We start from the raw sequence: 18,943 nt of genomic DNA on the forward strand, positions 1-18,943 counted from the left end.
TGTTTATGAAAAGGTTCATCCTGATACTACATATAGGTATTTGTTGCATCGCTTTGCAGGGCAGCGCCCAGGTGCGGCGTGTTCCTGGTACAAAGGATGAATTAAAACAAGCCTTTTTGCACCCTAACGAGGCCGCGAAGCCCTGGGTGTTCTGGTACTGGATGCAAGCAGCCGTAACCCGTGAGGGTGTCACTGCCGATCTGCAGGCTATGAAGCAGGCAGGCATTGGCGGCGCTTATCTTATGCCTATAAAAGGGGCCGCAAATCCGCCATACTTAACCCCGCCGGTTGAACAGCTGACACCCGAATGGTGGGCCATGGTGAAATTTACCATGCAGGAGGCCGACAGGATTGGTGTTAAACTGGCTATGCATGATTGTGATGGTTTCGCGCTTGCAGGCGGGCCATGGATCACACCAGAATTATCGATGCAAAAGGTGGTTTGGTCGAAAGTTAAAGTAGCGGGTGGTAAAGTTTATGGGGATACTTTACCAACTCCGTCACATTACAAAAATTACTATAAGGATATTGAGGTACTGGCCTATCCGTCTCCGCAGGGTGAGGGCATCAGCAGTTATGATGCTGAACCTAAAGTAAGCACCAGTATTGCCAATACCGATGTTCAATATCTTGCGGAGAAAGGCAATAAAAAGAGTTTTACAAGCAATGAGCCCTGTTGGATCCAGCTGGAGTTTCAAAAACCTTTTACCTGCCGCTCACTTGTTATCCATACCGCAGCCAGCAATTACCAGGCAGAACGTTTGCTTATCGAGGTTAGTGATGATGGTAAAAACTTCAAGTCCTTAGGCAGGCTTAATCCTCCCCGGCATGGCTGGCAGGATGGGGATTCGGAGATCACCAACGGAATACCTGTTACTACAGCCAAATACTTCAGGTTTATTTATGATAAAGCGGGATCAGAGCCCGGTGCCGAGGACCTTGACTTTGCCAAATGGAAACCCACCTTAAAATTATTGGGTATTGAATTATCATCCGAAGCGCGGATCCATCAGTATGAAAGCAAAACCGGCGAAGTATGGCGCGTAAGTAAAAGAACCACAGCAGCACAATTACCCGGTGAACTTTGTGTTGACAGAAGCAGGATCATTAACCTAACCGATAAATTAGGCCCCGATGGTAAGCTCAACTGGAACATACCGGCAGGCGAATGGACAATACTACGCATAGGCCACACCTCAACAGGTCATACCAATGCTACAGGTGGTGCAGGCAGCGGTTTGGAGTGCGATAAGTTTAATCCAGAAGCAGCCAAAGTACAATTTGACCATTGGTTTGGCGAGGCCATTAGGCAGGGCGGGCCCGATCTTGCAAAAAAGGTGTTAAAGATCTTTCATGTCGATAGCTGGGAATGTGGCAGCCAAAACTGGTCGCCCGTTTTTGCCGGGGAGTTTAAAAAGCGCCGGGGATATGATCTGTTGCCTTACCTGCCGGTAATGGCGGGTGTGCCTATGCAAAGCGCCGACGTATCTGAAAAAGTATTAGGCGATATAAGGCAAACCGTTGCCGAATTACTGGTTGATAATTTTTACGGCACCATGGCCAAACTGGCCCATGAAAAAGGCTGTGAATTTACTGCCGAAAGTGTGGCACCAACCATGGTAAGCGATGGTATGCTGCACTATAGCAAGGCTGATATCCCGATGGGCGAGTTTTGGTTCCGCAGCCCTACGCATGATAAGCCTAATGATATGCTGGACGCGATATCCGGGGGGCATATTTATGGTAAAAATATTATCCAGGCCGAGGCATTTACTGAGTTGAGGTTATTATGGGATGAGCACCCGGCTATGCTGAAAACGATGGCCGACCGTAATTTTGCCCTGGGTATTAACCGCCTGGTGTTCCATGTAAATGTGCATAATCCCTGGCCCGACCGTAAACCGGGGATGACCCTGGATGGCATCGGGGTGTTTTTTCAGCGCGACCAAACCTGGTGGAAACCCGGTAAGGCATGGTTCAACTACCTTCAGCGTTGCCAGGCATTATTGCAATTGGGGCATCCTGTTATCGATTTAGCTATATTTACCGGTGAAGAAACACCACGCCGGGCTATTTTGCCTGATAGACTGGTAGGCACCTTGCCGGGCATCTTTGGCGCCGAAAGAGTAAAACAGGAAGCCGGGAGGCTGGCCAACAAAGGCGAGCCGATTGCGAACAGCATTACAGATGCCAGCCACTCGGCCAACATGGCCCTGCCCGAAAACTGGATGGATCCTTTACGTGGTTATGCCTATGATTCTTTTAACCGGGACGCCTTGCTGCGTTTAGCCACCGTGAAAAATGGCAGGATTGAGCTTCCCGGTGGGGCAAGCTACGCCATGCTGGTAATTCCGGGCGCGCACCCTATGTCGCCCGATCCGGGTTTAACGTCGCCTGAAGTTGTGAAAAAATTGCAGCAATTGGTTAATGATGGCGCAACTATACTAATTAATGACAAACCTTTAAATGCTAATGGCATGACCGGTGACCAGCAGGTGAAACAAGCCGGCGAAGCATTATGGGCATCAGCTAAAGACAAAACCACCCGGGGTAAAGTGTTAACCGGGCCATATCAGGAGGATACTTTTGATAAGATAGGCATATCGCGTGATGTGATCATAAAAGACCCCGCCGGGAACTATGCTGATGGTATCGCCTGGACACATCGCAGCGCGCCAGGCTTTGATATTTATTTTATATCCAACCAGCAGGAGCAGCAACGGACGATTGAATTATCGCTGAGAACAACAAAAGGGCCGCCGGAGCTGTGGGATGCTTTAAGTTGCAAAAACGTTTTAGCAAATGATTGGAAAATAACTAAAAGCCGAACCGTTTTGTCTTTGCAGCTCGCAGCAAACGGGTCGGTATTTGTTATCCTTCAAAAAAATAATTCCTTACCTAAAGAGGTTCATCATCATAAAACAGAAACAATTACCCCTTTACAAACTGGTAAACCACAGTGGGAGGTTAGCTTTGACCCTAAATTTGGCGGCCCTGCAACGCCTGTTGTGTTTGATAAACTGGATAGCTGGCCCGAACGGCCGGAGGAGGGTATTAAATATTATTCGGGTACAGCCATCTATAAGCAAACTTTTATCAGTAAAAGTGTCGTTGCCGAAACATGGCTTGACCTGGGGACTGTCGCCAATATGGCTCAAGTTTATTTAAATGGAATTGATTGCGGCGTGGCATGGACTTACCCTTACCGCGTAAATATAACTAAGGCGTTAAAGCCAGGCACTAACAAGCTGAGCATCGAAGTAACCAATACCTGGGCCAACCGCCTGATGGGCGATCATGCCAAACCCGAAAAAGATAGAATTACGTGGACAAACGCACCATACCGTTTAGAAGGGAAAGCTTTGTTGCCAGCAGGTTTATTAGGGCCTGTGAGGTTGGTATGGGTACGATAATAGAAGGAAATGCGTAAGGCGTACAGCGTGTAGCTGGAACGCAGGCTACGACTCACCCCGGCTACGTTGCGCTGGCCGACCCTCCGGCTGCGCCGCAAAGAGGGTTGGGGAGTATTTTTAAAATTTTCAACCCCTCTATGCGCGAAGCGGAGAGAGGGGTGACGGGCGTAGCCTCGTCGGGGTGAGTCGACTCGGCAGTATATTAAAAAGGAATAAAATATCGAATATGAAAAATATATGGAAATGTGCAGGGATTTTGTTGTGCCTGGCATCAGCGGTTAAAATATCCTATGCTCAAAATAAATCGCTTGTTAATACCACCAAAAGCCCCTTTGCTCAATTGAGTAGTGTGGATATGGGTAATGTAACCTGGACGAACGGCTTCTGGGCAGACAGGTTTAAAGTTTGCCGCGATACCATGATCCCCAACCTGTGGCGCGTTTATACCGATCCGAAGATCAGCCACGCTTACCGGAATTTTGAGATAGCTGCCGGGCTGGATACCGGCTCGCATGAAGGGCCGCCTTTTCATGATGGGGATTTTTACAAACTGTTTGAGGCGGTTGCCAGCATGTATGCCTCAACGCGCGATGCTAAATTAGATGAGCTGATGGATAAAACCATTACCGTGATTGCTAAAGCACAGCGTGCGGATGGCTACATTCATACACCTACAATTATTGAGGAGCGCAAGCACACCGGCAAGGAAAAAGCATTTAATGACAGGCTCAACTTCGAAACCTACAACCTGGGCCATTTAATGACTGCTGCCTGCGTACATTACCGGGCAACAGGTAAAACCACTTTATTAAAAGTAGCCATAAAGGCAACGGATTACCTTTACAAATTTTACAAAACAGCATCCCCGGAACTGGCGCGGAATGCTATTTGTCCATCGCATTATATGGGGGTGATTGAGATGTTCCGCACTACGCGCGATCCCAAATATCTTGAGCTGGCTAAAAGTCTGATCAATATCAGGGGCCTGATGGAGAACGGTACCGATGATAACCAGGACAGGATCCCTTTCAGGCAGCAAACCCAGGCTATGGGCCATGCGGTGCGGGCCAATTACCTTTTTGCCGGCGCTGCCGATGTGTATGCAGAAACAGGTGATACAACCCTGATGCATACTTTAAACCTGATGTGGAACGATGTGGTAAACCGCAAAATGTATATAACAGGAGGCTGCGGCTCGTTGTACGATGGCGTATCGCCCGATGGTACATCCTATAACCCCAATGATGTGCAGAAAGTGCACCAGGCCTACGGGCGCGATTACCAGCTGCCAAACTTTACCGCGCATAACGAAACCTGCGCCAATATAGGCAACGTGTTATGGAACTGGCGGATGCTGCAAATTACCGGCAAAGCCCAATATGCCGATGTGATGGAGCTGGCGCTGTACAACAGCGTACTATCGGGTATCAGTTTAAGCGGGCGGAATTTCCTGTACACTAATCCGCTGAACTATTCGGATGATTTGCCCTTTAGCCAGCGATGGTCGAAGGATAGGGTGGGGTATATCAGGCTTTCCAATTGCTGCCCACCGAATGTGGTGCGGACAATAGCCGAGGTGAGCGATTATGCCTATAGTGTATCCGACAAGGGCCTGTGGTTTAACCTGTATGGAGGCAACACTTTATCAGCCAGGTTAAAAGATGGCACCCCAATTAAGCTTACACAAACTACCAATTACCCCTGGGATGGCAAAATTACTATCCGTTTGGATGAGGTGCCGGGCGATAAAGCATTTTCCATTTTTCTGCGGATACCGGGTTGGTGTAAGGGGGCCGGCATTAAAATGGCAGGGCAGCCGGTACCGCAGCTGGACACATCGCCAGGTGCATACTCGCAATTAAATGCAGTATGGCGAAAAGGCATGGTAATAGAACTTAACCTGCCCATGCCGGTAACCATGATGGAAGCTAACCCACTGGTTGAGGAAACCCGCAACCAGGTAGCCGTGAAACGTGGACCCGTGGTGTATTGCCTGGAGTCGGCCGATCTGGCCAAAGGGCAAAAACTATTCAATATTGCTTTATCGGCCCAAAACGAACTGAAACCAGAAATGATGATGATTGATAACAGCAATATCATGAGCCTTACCGGCAAAGCCGACGTGCGCAACGAGGCCAATTGGAAAAACCAGCTTTATAAGGAAGTATCAACCCCAAAACGAAACGCGGTGGATGTAAGGCTGATCCCTTACTTTGCCTGGGGCAATAGGGGCCACGTAGGTATGGAAACATGGCTCCCGCTGGACAGGTAGTTTTTTAGTTTTTAGGTGAAAGGTAAAAGGTTTTATGCAGTTTCGGGGACGGCGATTTAAAACTTGCGAAGTTTTTGAAACTTCGCAAGTTTAATTGGTACATTTTCAAAGCTAATGGCTTCGCGAAAATATCAGCATCAAACGATGCGGTGTTTTTATTGCCCGATCTTTATTAAAAGATACAGATCTCTTTGGTACCTGTGTTGGCCAACAACAGACACAAATTTTTGGATGCGCCTGAATTGCACGATACATCAGTTTAGTGTTAACCTTGTTAAAAACTCAAGATATTGATTGTCAATGAATTGTATTGTGTTTTATCTGAAATGTGTTAAGTTATGTTAACCCAATTAGATGTGTTTGCCCTGTCAAGGCCGATGTTTAACTGCGGTACCGCGAGCTTTCTTTCGTAGATATACGATTGCGCTTTTAGTTTTCAAGCATCAGTACAATATCCTTCTTCCTTTCCTCCGGGACGACCTTTAAATTTGCCACTTTTCCGTTCTTCAAAACACCCTCAACTGTGGTATTGTAAGGTGCGTGCAGCTTAAAATGTACATCCCAATCCTTTGGCCAGGCCGGGAAGAGGTAGATCTTTCTATCGTCAACCTGCATCAGCATCTCCTGCAGGCCAATCATGCCCGAACCTCCCCAATTATGGTCGGGCGTCCAATCGAAACCTGGTCCCCAAAAAGCCGGGAAACGCCTGCCGGAATCTTTGAGTTTAAAGGTGGTTAGTTCAGCGGCTTCTTTGGTCAGCCCTAACCGCGCTGCAAATATATTATCCTGTTTCCAGCCCATACCACTCCTGAATTTGATGGCAAGGGTGTCATATTTCCAGCTGTTAAGGGCTATGTCCAACCCCGGTTTGCCAATGCCGTGTATACCCCAGGGAAAAACAGTATAAAATTGCGTACTCTCCACATTGTTAACGCGTTCCCATGACTTTGCCGGAGTAAGCACCTTATGCCCGCCAATTTCATTATAAGTAAAAGGAGGGATGCGTTTTAAAAATCCGGTTAGTTTTAATCGTTCATCTTTGTCTAAATAATTATCGGGCAAAGCCAACAGGCGCCGGGTAATCATTTGTAAAGCCGCAATAGTAGAATTGGAGTTATAGGCCATTTTAAACGTCTCGGCTCCTGATCCGGGGTACAATACCAAATGGCCGTCGCCATCCAATGGCTTGCTGCCGCGTTCAAGGGCGAGGTACTGGTAATGCTCATCAAAAAAGGTTAAGCAGCTCTCAATAAAAGGAATGTACTGATGGATGTCTTTACCTGCATAACGTTCGGTTTCCAGCATCATGAGGCAAAACTCAAAAACGGTATCCCAGGTATATTCCAGCCATTGGTTGTATTCCAATCCTTTGTCAAAACCGGCGGGGCGTTTCCAATTATACTCGGCGCTGTTGGGTAGTCCGAAATTCTCCAGTTGCTCGGTAAAAGCAGCTCCTTTATGCCCCCAGTAAACCTGGCTGCGCAGTTCGGCGTTATGTAAGGAGCGCAGGTAGAAATCGAACTGCGCCTTCATCATATCGATATCCCCGCTCTTGAGCATCGGGAAATAAACCAGCCGCTGGTTTTGGGCTGTCATCAAACCGCCGCCCCAGTTACGGAAATCGGGTGTGTAACTGGTTTTCTCACTTACAAATACCGGGTCGTAGGTGAAAAGTCCGCCATTAAATTTTGTGGGATATTGCCCGTAAGCATTACAGCCCAGCATATACCTGAACAACTGGTAATTTTTGCCGGTTTGCCATGCAGCGGTGTCCTGGTTGCTTTTAGGGTTGATGTAGACAAAGCTTCTGTCCCAATATTGCTGCCACCAATTGGCTGTATGCTGCCAGGCGGTTTTGTTATGGGCATTGGCTTCAAGAATAACTTTTTGAAGGTTATTTTTCCATTCGGAAACAGCTGCTGTTTGCGTGGTATTAAGATAGATTGCTATGTTTTGGGCGCGGGTAGCACTAATGCTTTGCAGTTTCCAGCCCTCAAAATCAGTATCCATATACTTACCGCTATAAGTGCTGGCGGCTTTAAGGTTTTTACCCAACATTAAGCCGCCGAAAGTGAGGTTTTTAAGCGGGTTAAACAGCTGATTTTTCACCGCATCCATACCCTGCTGCTTCACAGTTACATCAAATATGGTAGAATCAAGATTATGGTGGTAAAACACAATACCGCCATCCCGGAAAGCGATTGAGTCCTTTAGCGTTTTAACATTACCATGCGCTCCAAATTTCCAGGAGCCCTGGTTGTTTTCAACACCTTTTACAAGTCTGTCTTTATATCGCCAGCTTTCAAAGGCTGCCTCTGTTTTTATGGCTTTATTGCTGTTGATCTCCAGGTGGATCACCGGCCGGTATACATCAACCCAAAGTTTTATAGCGACTTTAATATCGCCGTTTTTGCCGCTGATAGATATGGCACCATTTTGGAGTGTTAACTGTTGTTTAAATTCGGTGCCCTCAAAAGGATTTGGGGAGAGTTTTACCCTTACACGGCCAGGTTTGAGCATAGCATTATTTTCATCGAACGTGCCGCTGCGCGCTATATAAAAAAACAGTTGGCCTTTTTCAACCCATACGTTTAAGCCTATATCACCACCGCCGCAAGGCATGGATTGGCCGGAGTTTTGGCTTTGAATTGCCCAGGTAACGTTGTACTGCTCAATTCCCTTATCGGTTTGTGCGAGGGCGACATTACTCCATAACAAAAATATAAACGGCCATAATTTTTTCATATTACCAATCGTCTGTTCTGAATGAAGATGCCGGCAGCCCGTTAGTACCAAACAAATCGCCCACTACAAAATCTTTGAAGGCATAGCGAACAGCGACGGGCTCTTTAACTGATGGTGAAGATACCACAATTGTACTGCCCGAAATAGTGGCCTGAGCCGGGTAAAACATTTTATCTTTACCTGCAATTTCAAAACACTGCATTGGCTTAGTGAACGAGGTTAACCCATTTTCGGCATGATCAAACCGGATTACGGCCCTGTTGCCTTCAATAGCTATAGATTTATAAATCGGGCTCGCATAGTCAAACCCCTTGATGTTATAAGTTTGCGCAAGGGCAAGATAAGCCAGGCGCGTACCTGCCAGTTCTTTCCGTGGAGGGTGAATAGTTGCCTGTTCGCCTACATCAAGCAGTACAGCCATACCGCTATTGGGGATTATATTTAATGATTTTCGCTGGGCATCGCGCAGGTAAGCCGAATTGTATTTGCCGCCCGAATTGTACGGCGGAAGCTGGGTATAATCATAGGGCGCTATCTGTATATAATAAAAAGGGAAATCGCCTTGCTGCCATAATTGGCGCCAGCGTTTCACCATGGCCGGGAAGAGCTTTTCATACTGATCGGGGCGTTCGTAGTTTGATTCGCCCTGGTACCAGATACAGCCTTTAATGCCGTAACCAATAACCGGGTTAAGCATGCCATTGAATAGCGTTGTTGGCGTGCGTGATACCGCTTTAATGGAGTCGGTTTTGGCTGGGATCTTTATTTCAGGAAAGTCTTTTAACCCTTCAGCATCCATCCAGGCCTCGGCGCTTGAACCTCCATAGCAATCGCTGATAAGGCCTATGGGGATATGCAATATATCATTAAGCAGGCGGCCAAAATAATAACCTGTGGCGCTAAAATTAGCCACAAACTCCGGCGAGGCTACATGCCATTCGGACGGTTTACTGTTTTCCTGCGTTTCGGTTACAGATGAACGGGGAACTGTGTAGATATGGATATTGCTGTTTGCCGATCTTAATATGGCATCAGCCGAACCGCTGATGGGCTGGCTTTTATACCCCTTCATCGGGATTTCCATGTTTGATTGCCCTGTGCAAAGCCAAACCTCGCCGATGAGTACATTATCAAGCCTGATGGTATTACCTCCACTGATGGTTACCGTATACGGGCCGCCATAAACGGGCGTGGTAATTTTTACCATCCATTTACCGCCGGCGTTTGCCCTGGTTTTATAGCTTTTTTTATTCCATGAGGTGTTTACTGTTACGCTGGAACCGGGTTTGTCCCATCCCCAGATAGGCACATTACTTTGTTGTTGTAATACCATGTTACTGGTAAACACAGAAGCCAATTTTACCTGTGCGTTTGCAGCGGCATATAAAAATAGGATAGGCGCAAACAGAACTATTAATTTTTTCATTCGTGTTGTTTTAGTTACCCAGTTTACCGGTGCGTTTCGCCTCGAGCCATCCACTGAAAAGCAGATTTTTGTTGATATCGGGCTTAGGCCAAAACAGGCTTGCTACCGAGCCAACAATAATCACAACCAGGTGGCTGTAAACGCCCAGCATGTATTTATGCTGATTAAAGTTGTACTTACCCAGATCGACCAAAATGTGTTTATCAGTACCTAAGCCAATTTTGGTAGATGTTAAAAAGGCATATGCCGTAAATACGATACAGGCTGCTATCCCGATATTAAGCCCCTGCCGGTTGGCACGGCTGCTAAACAATCCTAACAAAAATATACCTGCAATCCCTCCCGAAAATATGGCATACAAGGTGAATACGATGCCTAAAGCCCCTTCATCACCTGCAAGGAGGTAAAGCGAAGCAATCATGATGGCGCCGATGCCTGCAATTACTACTATCCACCTGCCCGCTTTAAGGTATTCTTTATCCGTTTTATTTGGCCTGAACTTTTTGTAATAATCCTCGACCCCGATAGCCGAAAGGCAGTTTAAATCTGCGCCAAGACTTGATATAGCAGCTGATATTAACGCGGCTAATATCAGGCCAACTACGCCTGTAGGCAGCTTGCTCATAATAAAATAAGGGAAAACCGCATCCGCTTTAATGCCTGCCGGTAAGGGGTTTTGCTGGTAAAAAGCAAACAAGGCCGTGCCTATAAACATAAATAGCGCCCACAGCGGAACGGTAAGTGCCACACCCATTATGGAGGCCCGGATGGCTGCCTTATCAGTTTTGGCTGTTAAGTAACGTTGCACCATGGTTTGATCGGTGCCGTATTTTTGTATAGCGTAAAATGCTCCATTAATGGCCATGACTATAAAAGTGAGCTTTTTGAAATCCCAGGTATAGGGGCCAAAATTGTTTTTATGATTGATGCTGGCAATATGCCAAAGCTGGGGCAGGCCGCCTTTTATAGAGCAGATGAGTATAATAAATGATACAATGCCGCCACCTATCAGCAGGAAACCCTGTACCACATCGGCCCATATTACCGCTTCTATACCGCCAATGAGGGTGATAACGATAATAACAAAGCCGATAATCCAGATGATTGCGTAGGTATTGGTATCTGTCATATTGGCCAACGCCAAGGCTAACAGGAAAAAGACAGTGCCCATTTTTGAAAAATGAGTTAAAACAAAACTTATTGAACTATAAAAGCGTGCAAAAGAGCCAAAACGCTTTTCGAAATATTCATAGGTGCTTACACCAATAACTTCGCGGTAAAGCGGAACGATAAACCACACGATAAGAAGCAACACCACAGGTACCATTAAACCCTGTACAAGCAGGATCCAGTTTGATGAAAAACCTTCGCCAGGGTAGGCCAGGAATGTTACGCTGCTGATGAGCGTAGCCATAAGCGACATGCCAATTGCCCAGGCGGGTAGCGAACCGCGCGATACAAAATATTTTTTGGTTGAATTTTGTCCTTTTGAAAACCTAATACCAATGGTTAATGAAATTGCCAGCGCTAATAGTATAATAATATAATCTGCCAGGTGCAGGGTTTCATGTTTCATAATCAGGTATAATTAATTGGTTGCCCAAATTGGAGCAGGCCACTCATAACTGCCGGGCTTTAAAGTTACATATAATCGGGTATCGCCGGGCATGCTCATACGGATCACACCCGGAGCTAACTGGTTAACAGGCTGTAATTTTTTAACATTTAACCGATTTAAAACCGACCATGCAGTTGCACCGCCTTCAATTAACAATTCATTTAGGTTAGTATACTGAATTACCTGTTTTACAATGGCCGCTATTTTATGGCTTAATAAAACGGGATCGATTTTTAAGCCGCTGAAAGATCCAGGATTTATGGCGATTATAGCATTGTTTTGCTTAATAATACTTGTGGCAACGTGACTGGCAAACAGAAAAATTATTTGCTTGTCATCATCGCCGCAAATGATGGCGGCGGGCACATAATGTACGGCTATATTGTTCATGAAGCCATTATTAGCCGCAAGTTTGCCCTGGTAAAACGTGCTGCCAAATACAAACAAACGCCGGCCTTGCAAGCCAGGATATGAATAACCAACCGGTTGTGCAGGGAACAGATGTTGCATCAGGTTGTTAAATAAACCTGATGCACCTGCTAAAAGCGTATCGCCATCAGCTTGTTCAACCCAATAGTTTAAATCAATTTCATCACATACCTCACCAACCATAATGCCGGTTTCCGGTAATTCTTCCCCGGTTTTTAATAAGTTTATGGGGTTGGCGGCCCTTAGCATTTCTTTAACATTTGATGTTGTTGCGGGAAATACCGGATCATTGGCATAATCACTAAGGTGTATCGGCTCATCTTTATAATAATAAATGCCGTCAACAATCTTTTTTTCATGTAGTGGATTGCCCGGAATAATTAATGTCCTTTTTAATCCGGAAACAGCTAACTGGCTTTCAATTTCATTTAAAATATGGCCGCGTAAAACAGAATCTATCTTTTTAAAGATAAGCTTTGGTTTAAGCAACATCAATTGAATGGTGAGGGCGGCCATGATGTGGCTGGCTTCAGCTTCGGGCAATGAACGTGTATTGGTTGCAATGATAAGCAGGTCGGCTTTACTGTTTGGATCAACAACGGTACTAACCTCGGTTTTTAGTTGATAACCAAGGCCAATACCGGCAAGTTCTGCTGCTCCTGTTAAATCATCTGCAATTACGGCTATCATGCGTTTTGCGTTATCCTGTTTTTGCTAAGCTGTACGGCCGATTCAATAGCCAATATCATTGCATCACTGCTGGCTACTCCCTTTCCTGCTATTTCGAAAGCCGTACCATGATCAACCGAAGTGCGTATAATAGGCAATCCCATGGTAATATTCACTCCTTTTACACTGTCCATCTGTTGTTTTTGCGCGTTCCATTTAAAGCCGGTAAGCTTAAAGGGGATATGCCCCTGATCGTGATACATGGCCACTACGCCGCCGTAATATCCTGTTGAAGCTTTTGAAAACAGGGTATCTGCAGGTACAGGGCCTTCTACATCGTAACCGACTTTAAGGGCTTCCAGTACGGCTGGCAGTATTTCCTCGTCGTCCTCCGTTCCAAATAAGCCGGAATCGCCCGCGTGAGGGTTAAGACCGGCAATTCCAATTTTGAGGTTGGTTTCGCCTAATTGAATTAAACCATTGTGCAGCAGTTCAATTACCTGTACAATGCGGTCTTTTTTTACCAGGTCGCAAGCCTGCCTTAACGATACATGGGTTGAAACGTGGATCACTTTCATATTATCCTCAACCAGCAGCATGGCGTATTTTTTTGTACCGGTAAAATGCGCGTATATTTCTGTATGGCCCGCAAAATGGTGCCCGGCCTCGTTTACCGATTTCTTATTGATAGGCCCGGTAACAGTGGCATCAACCTCCCCAGCAAGGGCAAGATCAATCACTTTTTTTACGGCCTCAAAAGACGCGTTGCCGGCCATAGCCGATATTTCGCCAAAACGGAGCTGGCTCATATCAACATTTTGAAGGTCATACACATCAGGCTCACCGTAAATAAAGGTGGCATCCTTTATGTTTTTTATAGGGTTGATGGTGGCCTGCATATCAAGCCTTTTAACAATATCATTAAAAACAGCGGCATCGCCAATAATTACAGGGTTGCATATATCAAACAATCGTTTGGTAAGCAGGGCCTTTATAGCTATTTCGGGCCCTATACTCGCAGGGTCGCCCATAGTAATGCCTATAATTGGTTTTTTACTGATCATTGGTAAATTGGTAAATTAAGGTTTTCGCGGGTAACAATTTTTTGGAGCCCTTCCCGTAGCTGAGCTGCATTTTCGGCACTTACCTTTTGTAACGGCGGCATTAAAACAGACCGGCACAAACCAGCGCTTTCCATTAAAGATTTTAGCGCAGCCAACGATTCACCTAACAAACGCTTTCCCTGGTATAAATCGCCCACAAGATTGGAATGTTTTTGCAGCCTTAATGCCGATGGCTCGTCGTTGTTATCGGCAGCAACAATCATTTTATAATAGATATCAGGAAACAGGTTTCCTGTGCTTGGCACCAGGCCGTCGCCGCCGGTGAACAAAGCATGAGCTGATTGCGCTCCCCATCCCAAAAAATGACTAAAGTCAGCCCGGTTAGACCATAACTTAATTGATTGCTGCAACCTATCGTAATTTCGTTCAGAGTCCTTAGTACCAACAATATTTTCGTGATAGCTTAAATCGTTAAGCAGGTTTAGCTGGATAGACACATCGGTTGTTGCCGGTATGTTGTATATAATAAGCGGCAAAGGAATGCTATTAGCCAGGGTTTCAAAATATTTTTTTATTTCGTACTCCGTTAACGTAAAATATGCAGGTACGTGAGCTACCGCAACATCAATTCCCTCATCGGCGCATTTTTTTGCCATTTCAATGGATTCGGCAAGGCAGTTTGATGAAATACCTGCGTAAATAAGTTTGTTAGGCTGTTTAAGCCTGGCTGCAAGTTTTATGAAATCAATTTTTACATCGTCAGGCAGGGATGGCGCTTCGCCGGTGGTACCCAATATAAATGGCACACCGCCATAGTTGAAAATATTGTCAAAAATCTTTTCGACTGCTTCATGATCGAGCTTGTAGTTTTCGGTTAACGGTGTTATAGTTGGCACTACTAAGCCATTGTATTTCTTTTTTTGTTTCATTTTATTTCAATAAGCTTCCTCATAAATATTTATCGCGTCGCTAATGGTTATGGCTCGGGGATTGTTTTTAAGTAACCGGGTAATTTTCATTGCATCGGCTGCCATGGCGGGGATGGCAGACCTGGGTACACCCACGTCACTCAACTTTTCGGGGAGATGGCATTGTTTAATAAGCCCGCGTACCTTGTCAACACCGGCATATGCTGTTTCTAAGTCGGTGCCCAGGCTATTGCAGCCCAATGCTCTTGCAATAGCTGCATAGCGCGCAGGTGCAGATATAATATTATAGCGCATAACATAAGGCAACAGCAATGCATTTGACAATCCGTGGGCTACGTGAAACATGCTGCCCAAGGGATAGGCGAGGGCATGTACCCCGGCGGTATTTACCGGCCCCAGGCAAAAGCCGCCAAGCATGCTGCCAATGGCCAACTGGGCGCGTGCGTTTTCATCTGCGCCGTCACTAACCGCTTTTGCAAGGTTGGCAGCAATAAGCCTAATGCCTTCAAAAGCGTACATATCAATAAAAGGATGTGCAAATAGGTTAGTGTAAGCTTCAAGGCAATGGGTAAGGGCATCAAGGCCTGTAGCTGCCGTAATATCCGGCGGTAAATTATAAGTTAATGCCGGGTCAATTATCACGGTATCCGGAACAAGGTATGGGCTGATTATCCCTTTTTTTTGATTATCAGTATCGTCAATCAATATGGCATTCGGCGATACTTCGCTGCCGGTACCGGCAGTAGTAGGTATGCATATCAATTTAACGCCCCGTTTTTTGAGCAGGCCATTACCTGTTATTTCATTTATGGTTTGATCATTTTTTATTTGCGCAGCTATCACCTTGACTGCATCCAACACACTACCGCCGCCAATGCCAATAACTGCATCAACGGGCTGGCCTGATGCGGTTATTAATAAACTGTAGATATCGGCATAAGAGGGTTCGCGGGTTATCGATGTATTTACCTGTACCTTGATGTCTTTTTGTTGTAACTGCTTAATAACCGGGCCAATGGTTGTTAAAAGTACATCAATTGTAACAATTAATACATGAACGTGCCCTGCACCAATAATTTCGTCGGCAAGTTCAATTATTGAATTTTTTCCAATAATAATTTGCCCCGGAAATCTTACCTTTATGTTCCTGAGGGCACTATCTGTTTGTATCATTATATAGATATACGCTGTTGAAAATTGATAACCACACTCTTGAAAGTACCGGACTGATTGTATACTTGGTATGAAACAAAGATGTGTAAAGGCGCATATGGTTTTTATCTATCTGTTATCAAATTATTGTACGATCTTATCTAAAGATAATAACGCCTGGTTGAGAAATAGGGCCGGGATATTTGAACTTTAAGTATAAAAGTTACTGGACAGCCTGGAACGCATCGGCGTAGAAGAATTTGAGTTCTAAGACAGTGCATGACAGTTGTGCTTTGGTCTCCAATTACCTTAGTAAAAAGGTTTTTAGATAGTTATAGCAATAAATAGCTAATTGCAGGCTGGCGCATTAAGGTAGTCGGCGCCACCAATTTTAACTTTTACCTGCGACACTGCTTTGTGCACAAAGAGTGTCTTTATTTTTAAAACTAAAAACAATCTATATGAAGACAGTAAAAACGTTAGGGCAATTTATTATAGAGAAGCAGGCCGATTTTCCGTATGCCAAAGGCGAACTTTCGCGGCTTTTACGCGATTTAGGTATCGCAGCAAAAATTGTAAACCGCGAAATTAATAAGGCCGGGCTGATTGATATCATTGGCGAAACAGGCGAAACCAATTCACACGGGGAGCACCAGAAAAAAATGGATATATATGCAAACGAACAGTTCATTTCGGCATTGCAAAGCGGCGGCGAATGTTGTATTGTTGTTTCTGAAGAGAATGAAGAGCATATTTATATCGACTCTGAAATATCAAAAAACGCCAAATATATTGTGGCTATTGATCCTCTGGATGGTTCATCTAATATTGATGTAAATGTAAGTGTTGGTACCATATTTTCTATCTACCGCAGAAAATCAAACGAAGGTAAAGCAACGCTTCAGGATGTTTTGCAGAATGGTACCGAACAAGTAGCAGCGGGATATGTAATTTATGGCTCATCCACTATGTTGGTATATACCACAGGTAAGGGGGTAAACGGTTTTACACTTGATCCCTCAATCGGAGAGTTTTGCTTGTCGCACCCCGAAATGAGTATTCCTGCCGAAGGTAATACTTATTCTATAAACGAAGGATACTACACCCATTTGCCCGAAGGTGTTAAAAAATATATTAAATATTGCCAGGTAGAAGATGATATCACCAATAGGCCGTATACTTCAAGGTACACCGGATCGATGATTGCAGATATTCACCGGAATTTAATAAAGGGGGGCATATTTATTTACCCAACCACAGCACAGTATAAAAATGGAAAACTTCGCCTGGTTTACGAGTGCAACCCGATGGCGTTTATTGTGGAGCAGGCAGGTGGTTTGGCTACTAACGGATACGACAGAATTTTGGATATTGAAGTAGAGCAGCTCCATCAGCGTTCGGCTATATTTATAGGATCGAAGTTAATGGTAAAAAGAGCGCAGGAGTTTATGAATTCTTTTTCACCTAAAAGTGCAGTTGCCTTGGTTTAGGGTAAATTGGCTGTTTAGGATGCTATATTAACAACCTGCACGTAAAGAAAGCCATCATATTAATCGCATAAACTTATTCATAAAGCATCTTCCTTTAATGGAGGGTGCTTTTTTATTATGTTGCCTTACCGCTTATGCCACAATAAATAATCCGGTTAACAGTTTAATCTATAAGGTAAATCCTTGAGAGATTTACCAAGTACCAGCTGTTTCCGGACTCAATTTCCGCGGCATTATCCTAAATGGTAGATAGTTGACCGCATGGACTCTTCAATATTATCAAGACTACTCTTTGGCGCGGCGTATGCCTGTTTTTATGTTTTTTTCTCCTCATTGGTGGATGTTTTTGTTATTGCCCATACATTTTATGATAAGGGCCCATGGTGCTATTGTTAACGGGTGTGGCCATAAGTATGGGTACAGGAATTTTGACAATGATGATAAATCAAAAAATACAACACCATTTGATTTTTTGATGCTGGGCGAGTTGTTCCAGAACAACCACCATAAGCACCCAAATAGTGCCAATTTTGGGAAAAAATGGTTTGAGATAGACCCGGTTTACCCGGTTATGAAGCTAATGCACTGGATGCGCATCATCACCTTAAGAAAAGCATGAGGTAGTGCCGGCCCGAACTAAATAAGATCAATAATACACAGTGTCAGGCCGGAAGACAACCTAAGGTAAAGCAGATTGCCGGTATCAAAAGCTCAGCCAACGAAAAGCACTATCGTGGTTACCATGTCATATTAAATACCTCCCAAATTACCCTTCTACCTGCGTTATTGTCCAAAAGTCATCTGCAAGGTCAGTACTGGTAATGTAATCATAGGGCATTAAAAAATAGCCTTTTTGTCCCCAGGCATCGCCCCAGCTGTTGCGGATAATGAATGCTTTTTTACTATCGTCGTACCCGGCAGCCATAACCGCGTGGCCACCCAAAACACTTTCGGTTTTTGAAGGCATGGGTAGTACGCCGGTTTGTGCAACTGTAGCACTTTCAAAGCTTTGGTACACCGTAAACCCAAAAACAAAAGGATTTCCGGTAGCGAGGCACGATTTGAGCTCGCTGATATTCATATTATTTAGACGGGTATATTGCAGGGCCTGACTTTTTTTTGCCTTTGTAAATGATGTTTTTGTTGGCTTTTTGGCAAACTTCTTGATGTTGTACGGCCAAAGTTTTTCGTCGCAAACACCCAGTGTGGCTACCGATTTTATGCCATCGCGCAGCTGGGCCCCGCTGTCCTGGCTTACAGTGCCTTCCAGCACCCGTTCGTTATAATAAATAAACAGGCGCGATGGATTAAAAACCGGCAATTTTTGCCTCATGAGTTCAAACTGAAAAGCGCCGCCTATGGCATTGGCCGTACATGAACCTAATTGGCCCTGATCATAAACAGGCGGGCATTGTAGCCGCATGTCAACCATTGGGGGTAGCGGCTTGGCTAAAGCTTCGGGTCTAACTATGGCATATCTTAAATCGCGGTGATCGGGCAGGTCGGGTGTCCAGCCGTAGTGTTGAGTTTTTTGTATCATGACAGATGGGGCTAAGTAATTGTGAAGTAAAGCTATATGGATTCAGGTAAATATATATACGTGTTTTTACGCTATTTTAAGCGTAGTGCTACTGGTTTGTCATTGGCCATTGGTCACTAGTCATTGACGCTGCGCTGTCATTAGTCATTGGTAGATTTATTAAAAAAATTAAAACAATCGTTGCCAATCAAACTTG

General features: G+C 45.0%; 12 protein-coding genes. 4 read left to right on the forward strand and 8 right to left on the reverse strand.

Annotation, left to right across the window (positions count from 1 at the left end; all coding sequences use genetic code 11):
* The first annotated feature begins 5 nt into the window (after positions 1–5).
* The gene (locus ACFGVS_RS02650; RefSeq protein WP_439697331.1) at positions 6–3,413 is read left to right on the forward strand and encodes a glycosyl hydrolase; all 3,408 of its coding nucleotides are present in this window, start codon (positions 6–8) and stop codon (positions 3,411–3,413) included.
* A 226-nt stretch (positions 3,414–3,639) separates the two neighbouring features.
* Positions 3,640–5,685: an aceric acid hydrolase gene (locus ACFGVS_RS02655; RefSeq protein ID WP_439697332.1), complete on the forward strand. Its 2,046-nt coding sequence runs from the start codon at positions 3,640–3,642 to the stop codon at positions 5,683–5,685.
* Between the two features lie 429 nt (positions 5,686–6,114).
* Here ACFGVS_RS02655 and ACFGVS_RS02660 read toward each other — a convergent pair whose 3' ends face one another.
* The 7 genes from ACFGVS_RS02660 to ACFGVS_RS02690 are packed head-to-tail and all read right to left on the reverse strand — an operon-like array spanning position 6,115 to position 15,738.
* Positions 6,115–8,430, reverse strand: coding sequence for a DUF5703 domain-containing protein (locus ACFGVS_RS02660; protein WP_439697333.1), 2,316 nt, complete (start codon positions 8,428–8,430; stop codon positions 6,115–6,117).
* A 1-nt stretch (position 8,431) separates the two neighbouring features.
* Positions 8,432–9,856 (reverse strand): sialate O-acetylesterase, encoded by a 1,425-nt coding sequence (locus tag ACFGVS_RS02665; RefSeq protein ID WP_439697334.1) that lies wholly within the window; start codon positions 9,854–9,856, stop codon positions 8,432–8,434.
* Between the two features lie 10 nt (positions 9,857–9,866).
* Complete coding sequence (locus tag ACFGVS_RS02670; RefSeq protein WP_439697335.1) at positions 9,867–11,432, reverse strand: sodium:solute symporter; 1,566 nt, start codon at positions 11,430–11,432, stop codon at positions 9,867–9,869.
* A gap of 12 nt (positions 11,433–11,444) precedes the next feature.
* Positions 11,445–12,593 carry a four-carbon acid sugar kinase family protein gene (locus ACFGVS_RS02675; RefSeq protein WP_439697336.1) on the reverse strand — a complete coding sequence of 383 codons (1,149 nt, stop codon included), beginning with the start codon at positions 12,591–12,593 and terminating at the stop codon, positions 11,445–11,447.
* Positions 12,590–13,636, reverse strand: coding sequence for a 4-hydroxythreonine-4-phosphate dehydrogenase PdxA (pdxA, locus tag ACFGVS_RS02680; protein ID WP_439697337.1), 1,047 nt, complete (start codon positions 13,634–13,636; stop codon positions 12,590–12,592). Before pdxA ends, ACFGVS_RS02675 begins: the two co-directional genes overlap by 4 nt.
* The gene (locus ACFGVS_RS02685) at positions 13,633–14,565 is read right to left on the reverse strand and encodes a dihydrodipicolinate synthase family protein (protein WP_439697338.1); all 933 of its coding nucleotides are present in this window, start codon (positions 14,563–14,565) and stop codon (positions 13,633–13,635) included. The genes pdxA and ACFGVS_RS02685 overlap by 4 nt, the downstream gene beginning before the upstream one ends.
* A gap of 6 nt (positions 14,566–14,571) precedes the next feature.
* Positions 14,572–15,738 (reverse strand): iron-containing alcohol dehydrogenase, encoded by a 1,167-nt coding sequence (locus tag ACFGVS_RS02690; RefSeq protein ID WP_439697339.1) that lies wholly within the window; start codon positions 15,736–15,738, stop codon positions 14,572–14,574.
* A gap of 440 nt (positions 15,739–16,178) precedes the next feature.
* Here ACFGVS_RS02690 and fbp point away from each other — a divergent pair, with 440 nt between their 5' ends.
* Together fbp and ACFGVS_RS02700 are read left to right on the forward strand one after the other, a co-directional pair.
* On the forward strand, positions 16,179–17,207 hold the full coding sequence (gene fbp, locus ACFGVS_RS02695; protein ID WP_274213731.1) for a class 1 fructose-bisphosphatase: 1,029 nt from the start codon (positions 16,179–16,181) through the stop codon (positions 17,205–17,207).
* Positions 17,208–17,574: 367 nt separating this feature from the next.
* On the forward strand, positions 17,575–17,826 hold the full coding sequence (locus ACFGVS_RS02700; RefSeq protein WP_439697340.1) for a hypothetical protein: 252 nt from the start codon (positions 17,575–17,577) through the stop codon (positions 17,824–17,826).
* Positions 17,827–17,973: 147 nt separating this feature from the next.
* Here the strand turns inward: ACFGVS_RS02700 and ACFGVS_RS02705 are convergent, their stop codons facing one another.
* Entirely contained in the window at positions 17,974–18,747 is a 774-nt protein-coding gene (locus ACFGVS_RS02705) for a C1 family peptidase (RefSeq protein ID WP_274213729.1), read from the reverse strand.
* Between the last annotated feature and the right edge of the window lie 196 nt (positions 18,748–18,943).

This window comes from Mucilaginibacter sediminis (assembly GCF_051903035.1).
Classification (GTDB): Bacteria; Bacteroidota; Bacteroidia; order Sphingobacteriales; family Sphingobacteriaceae; genus Mucilaginibacter.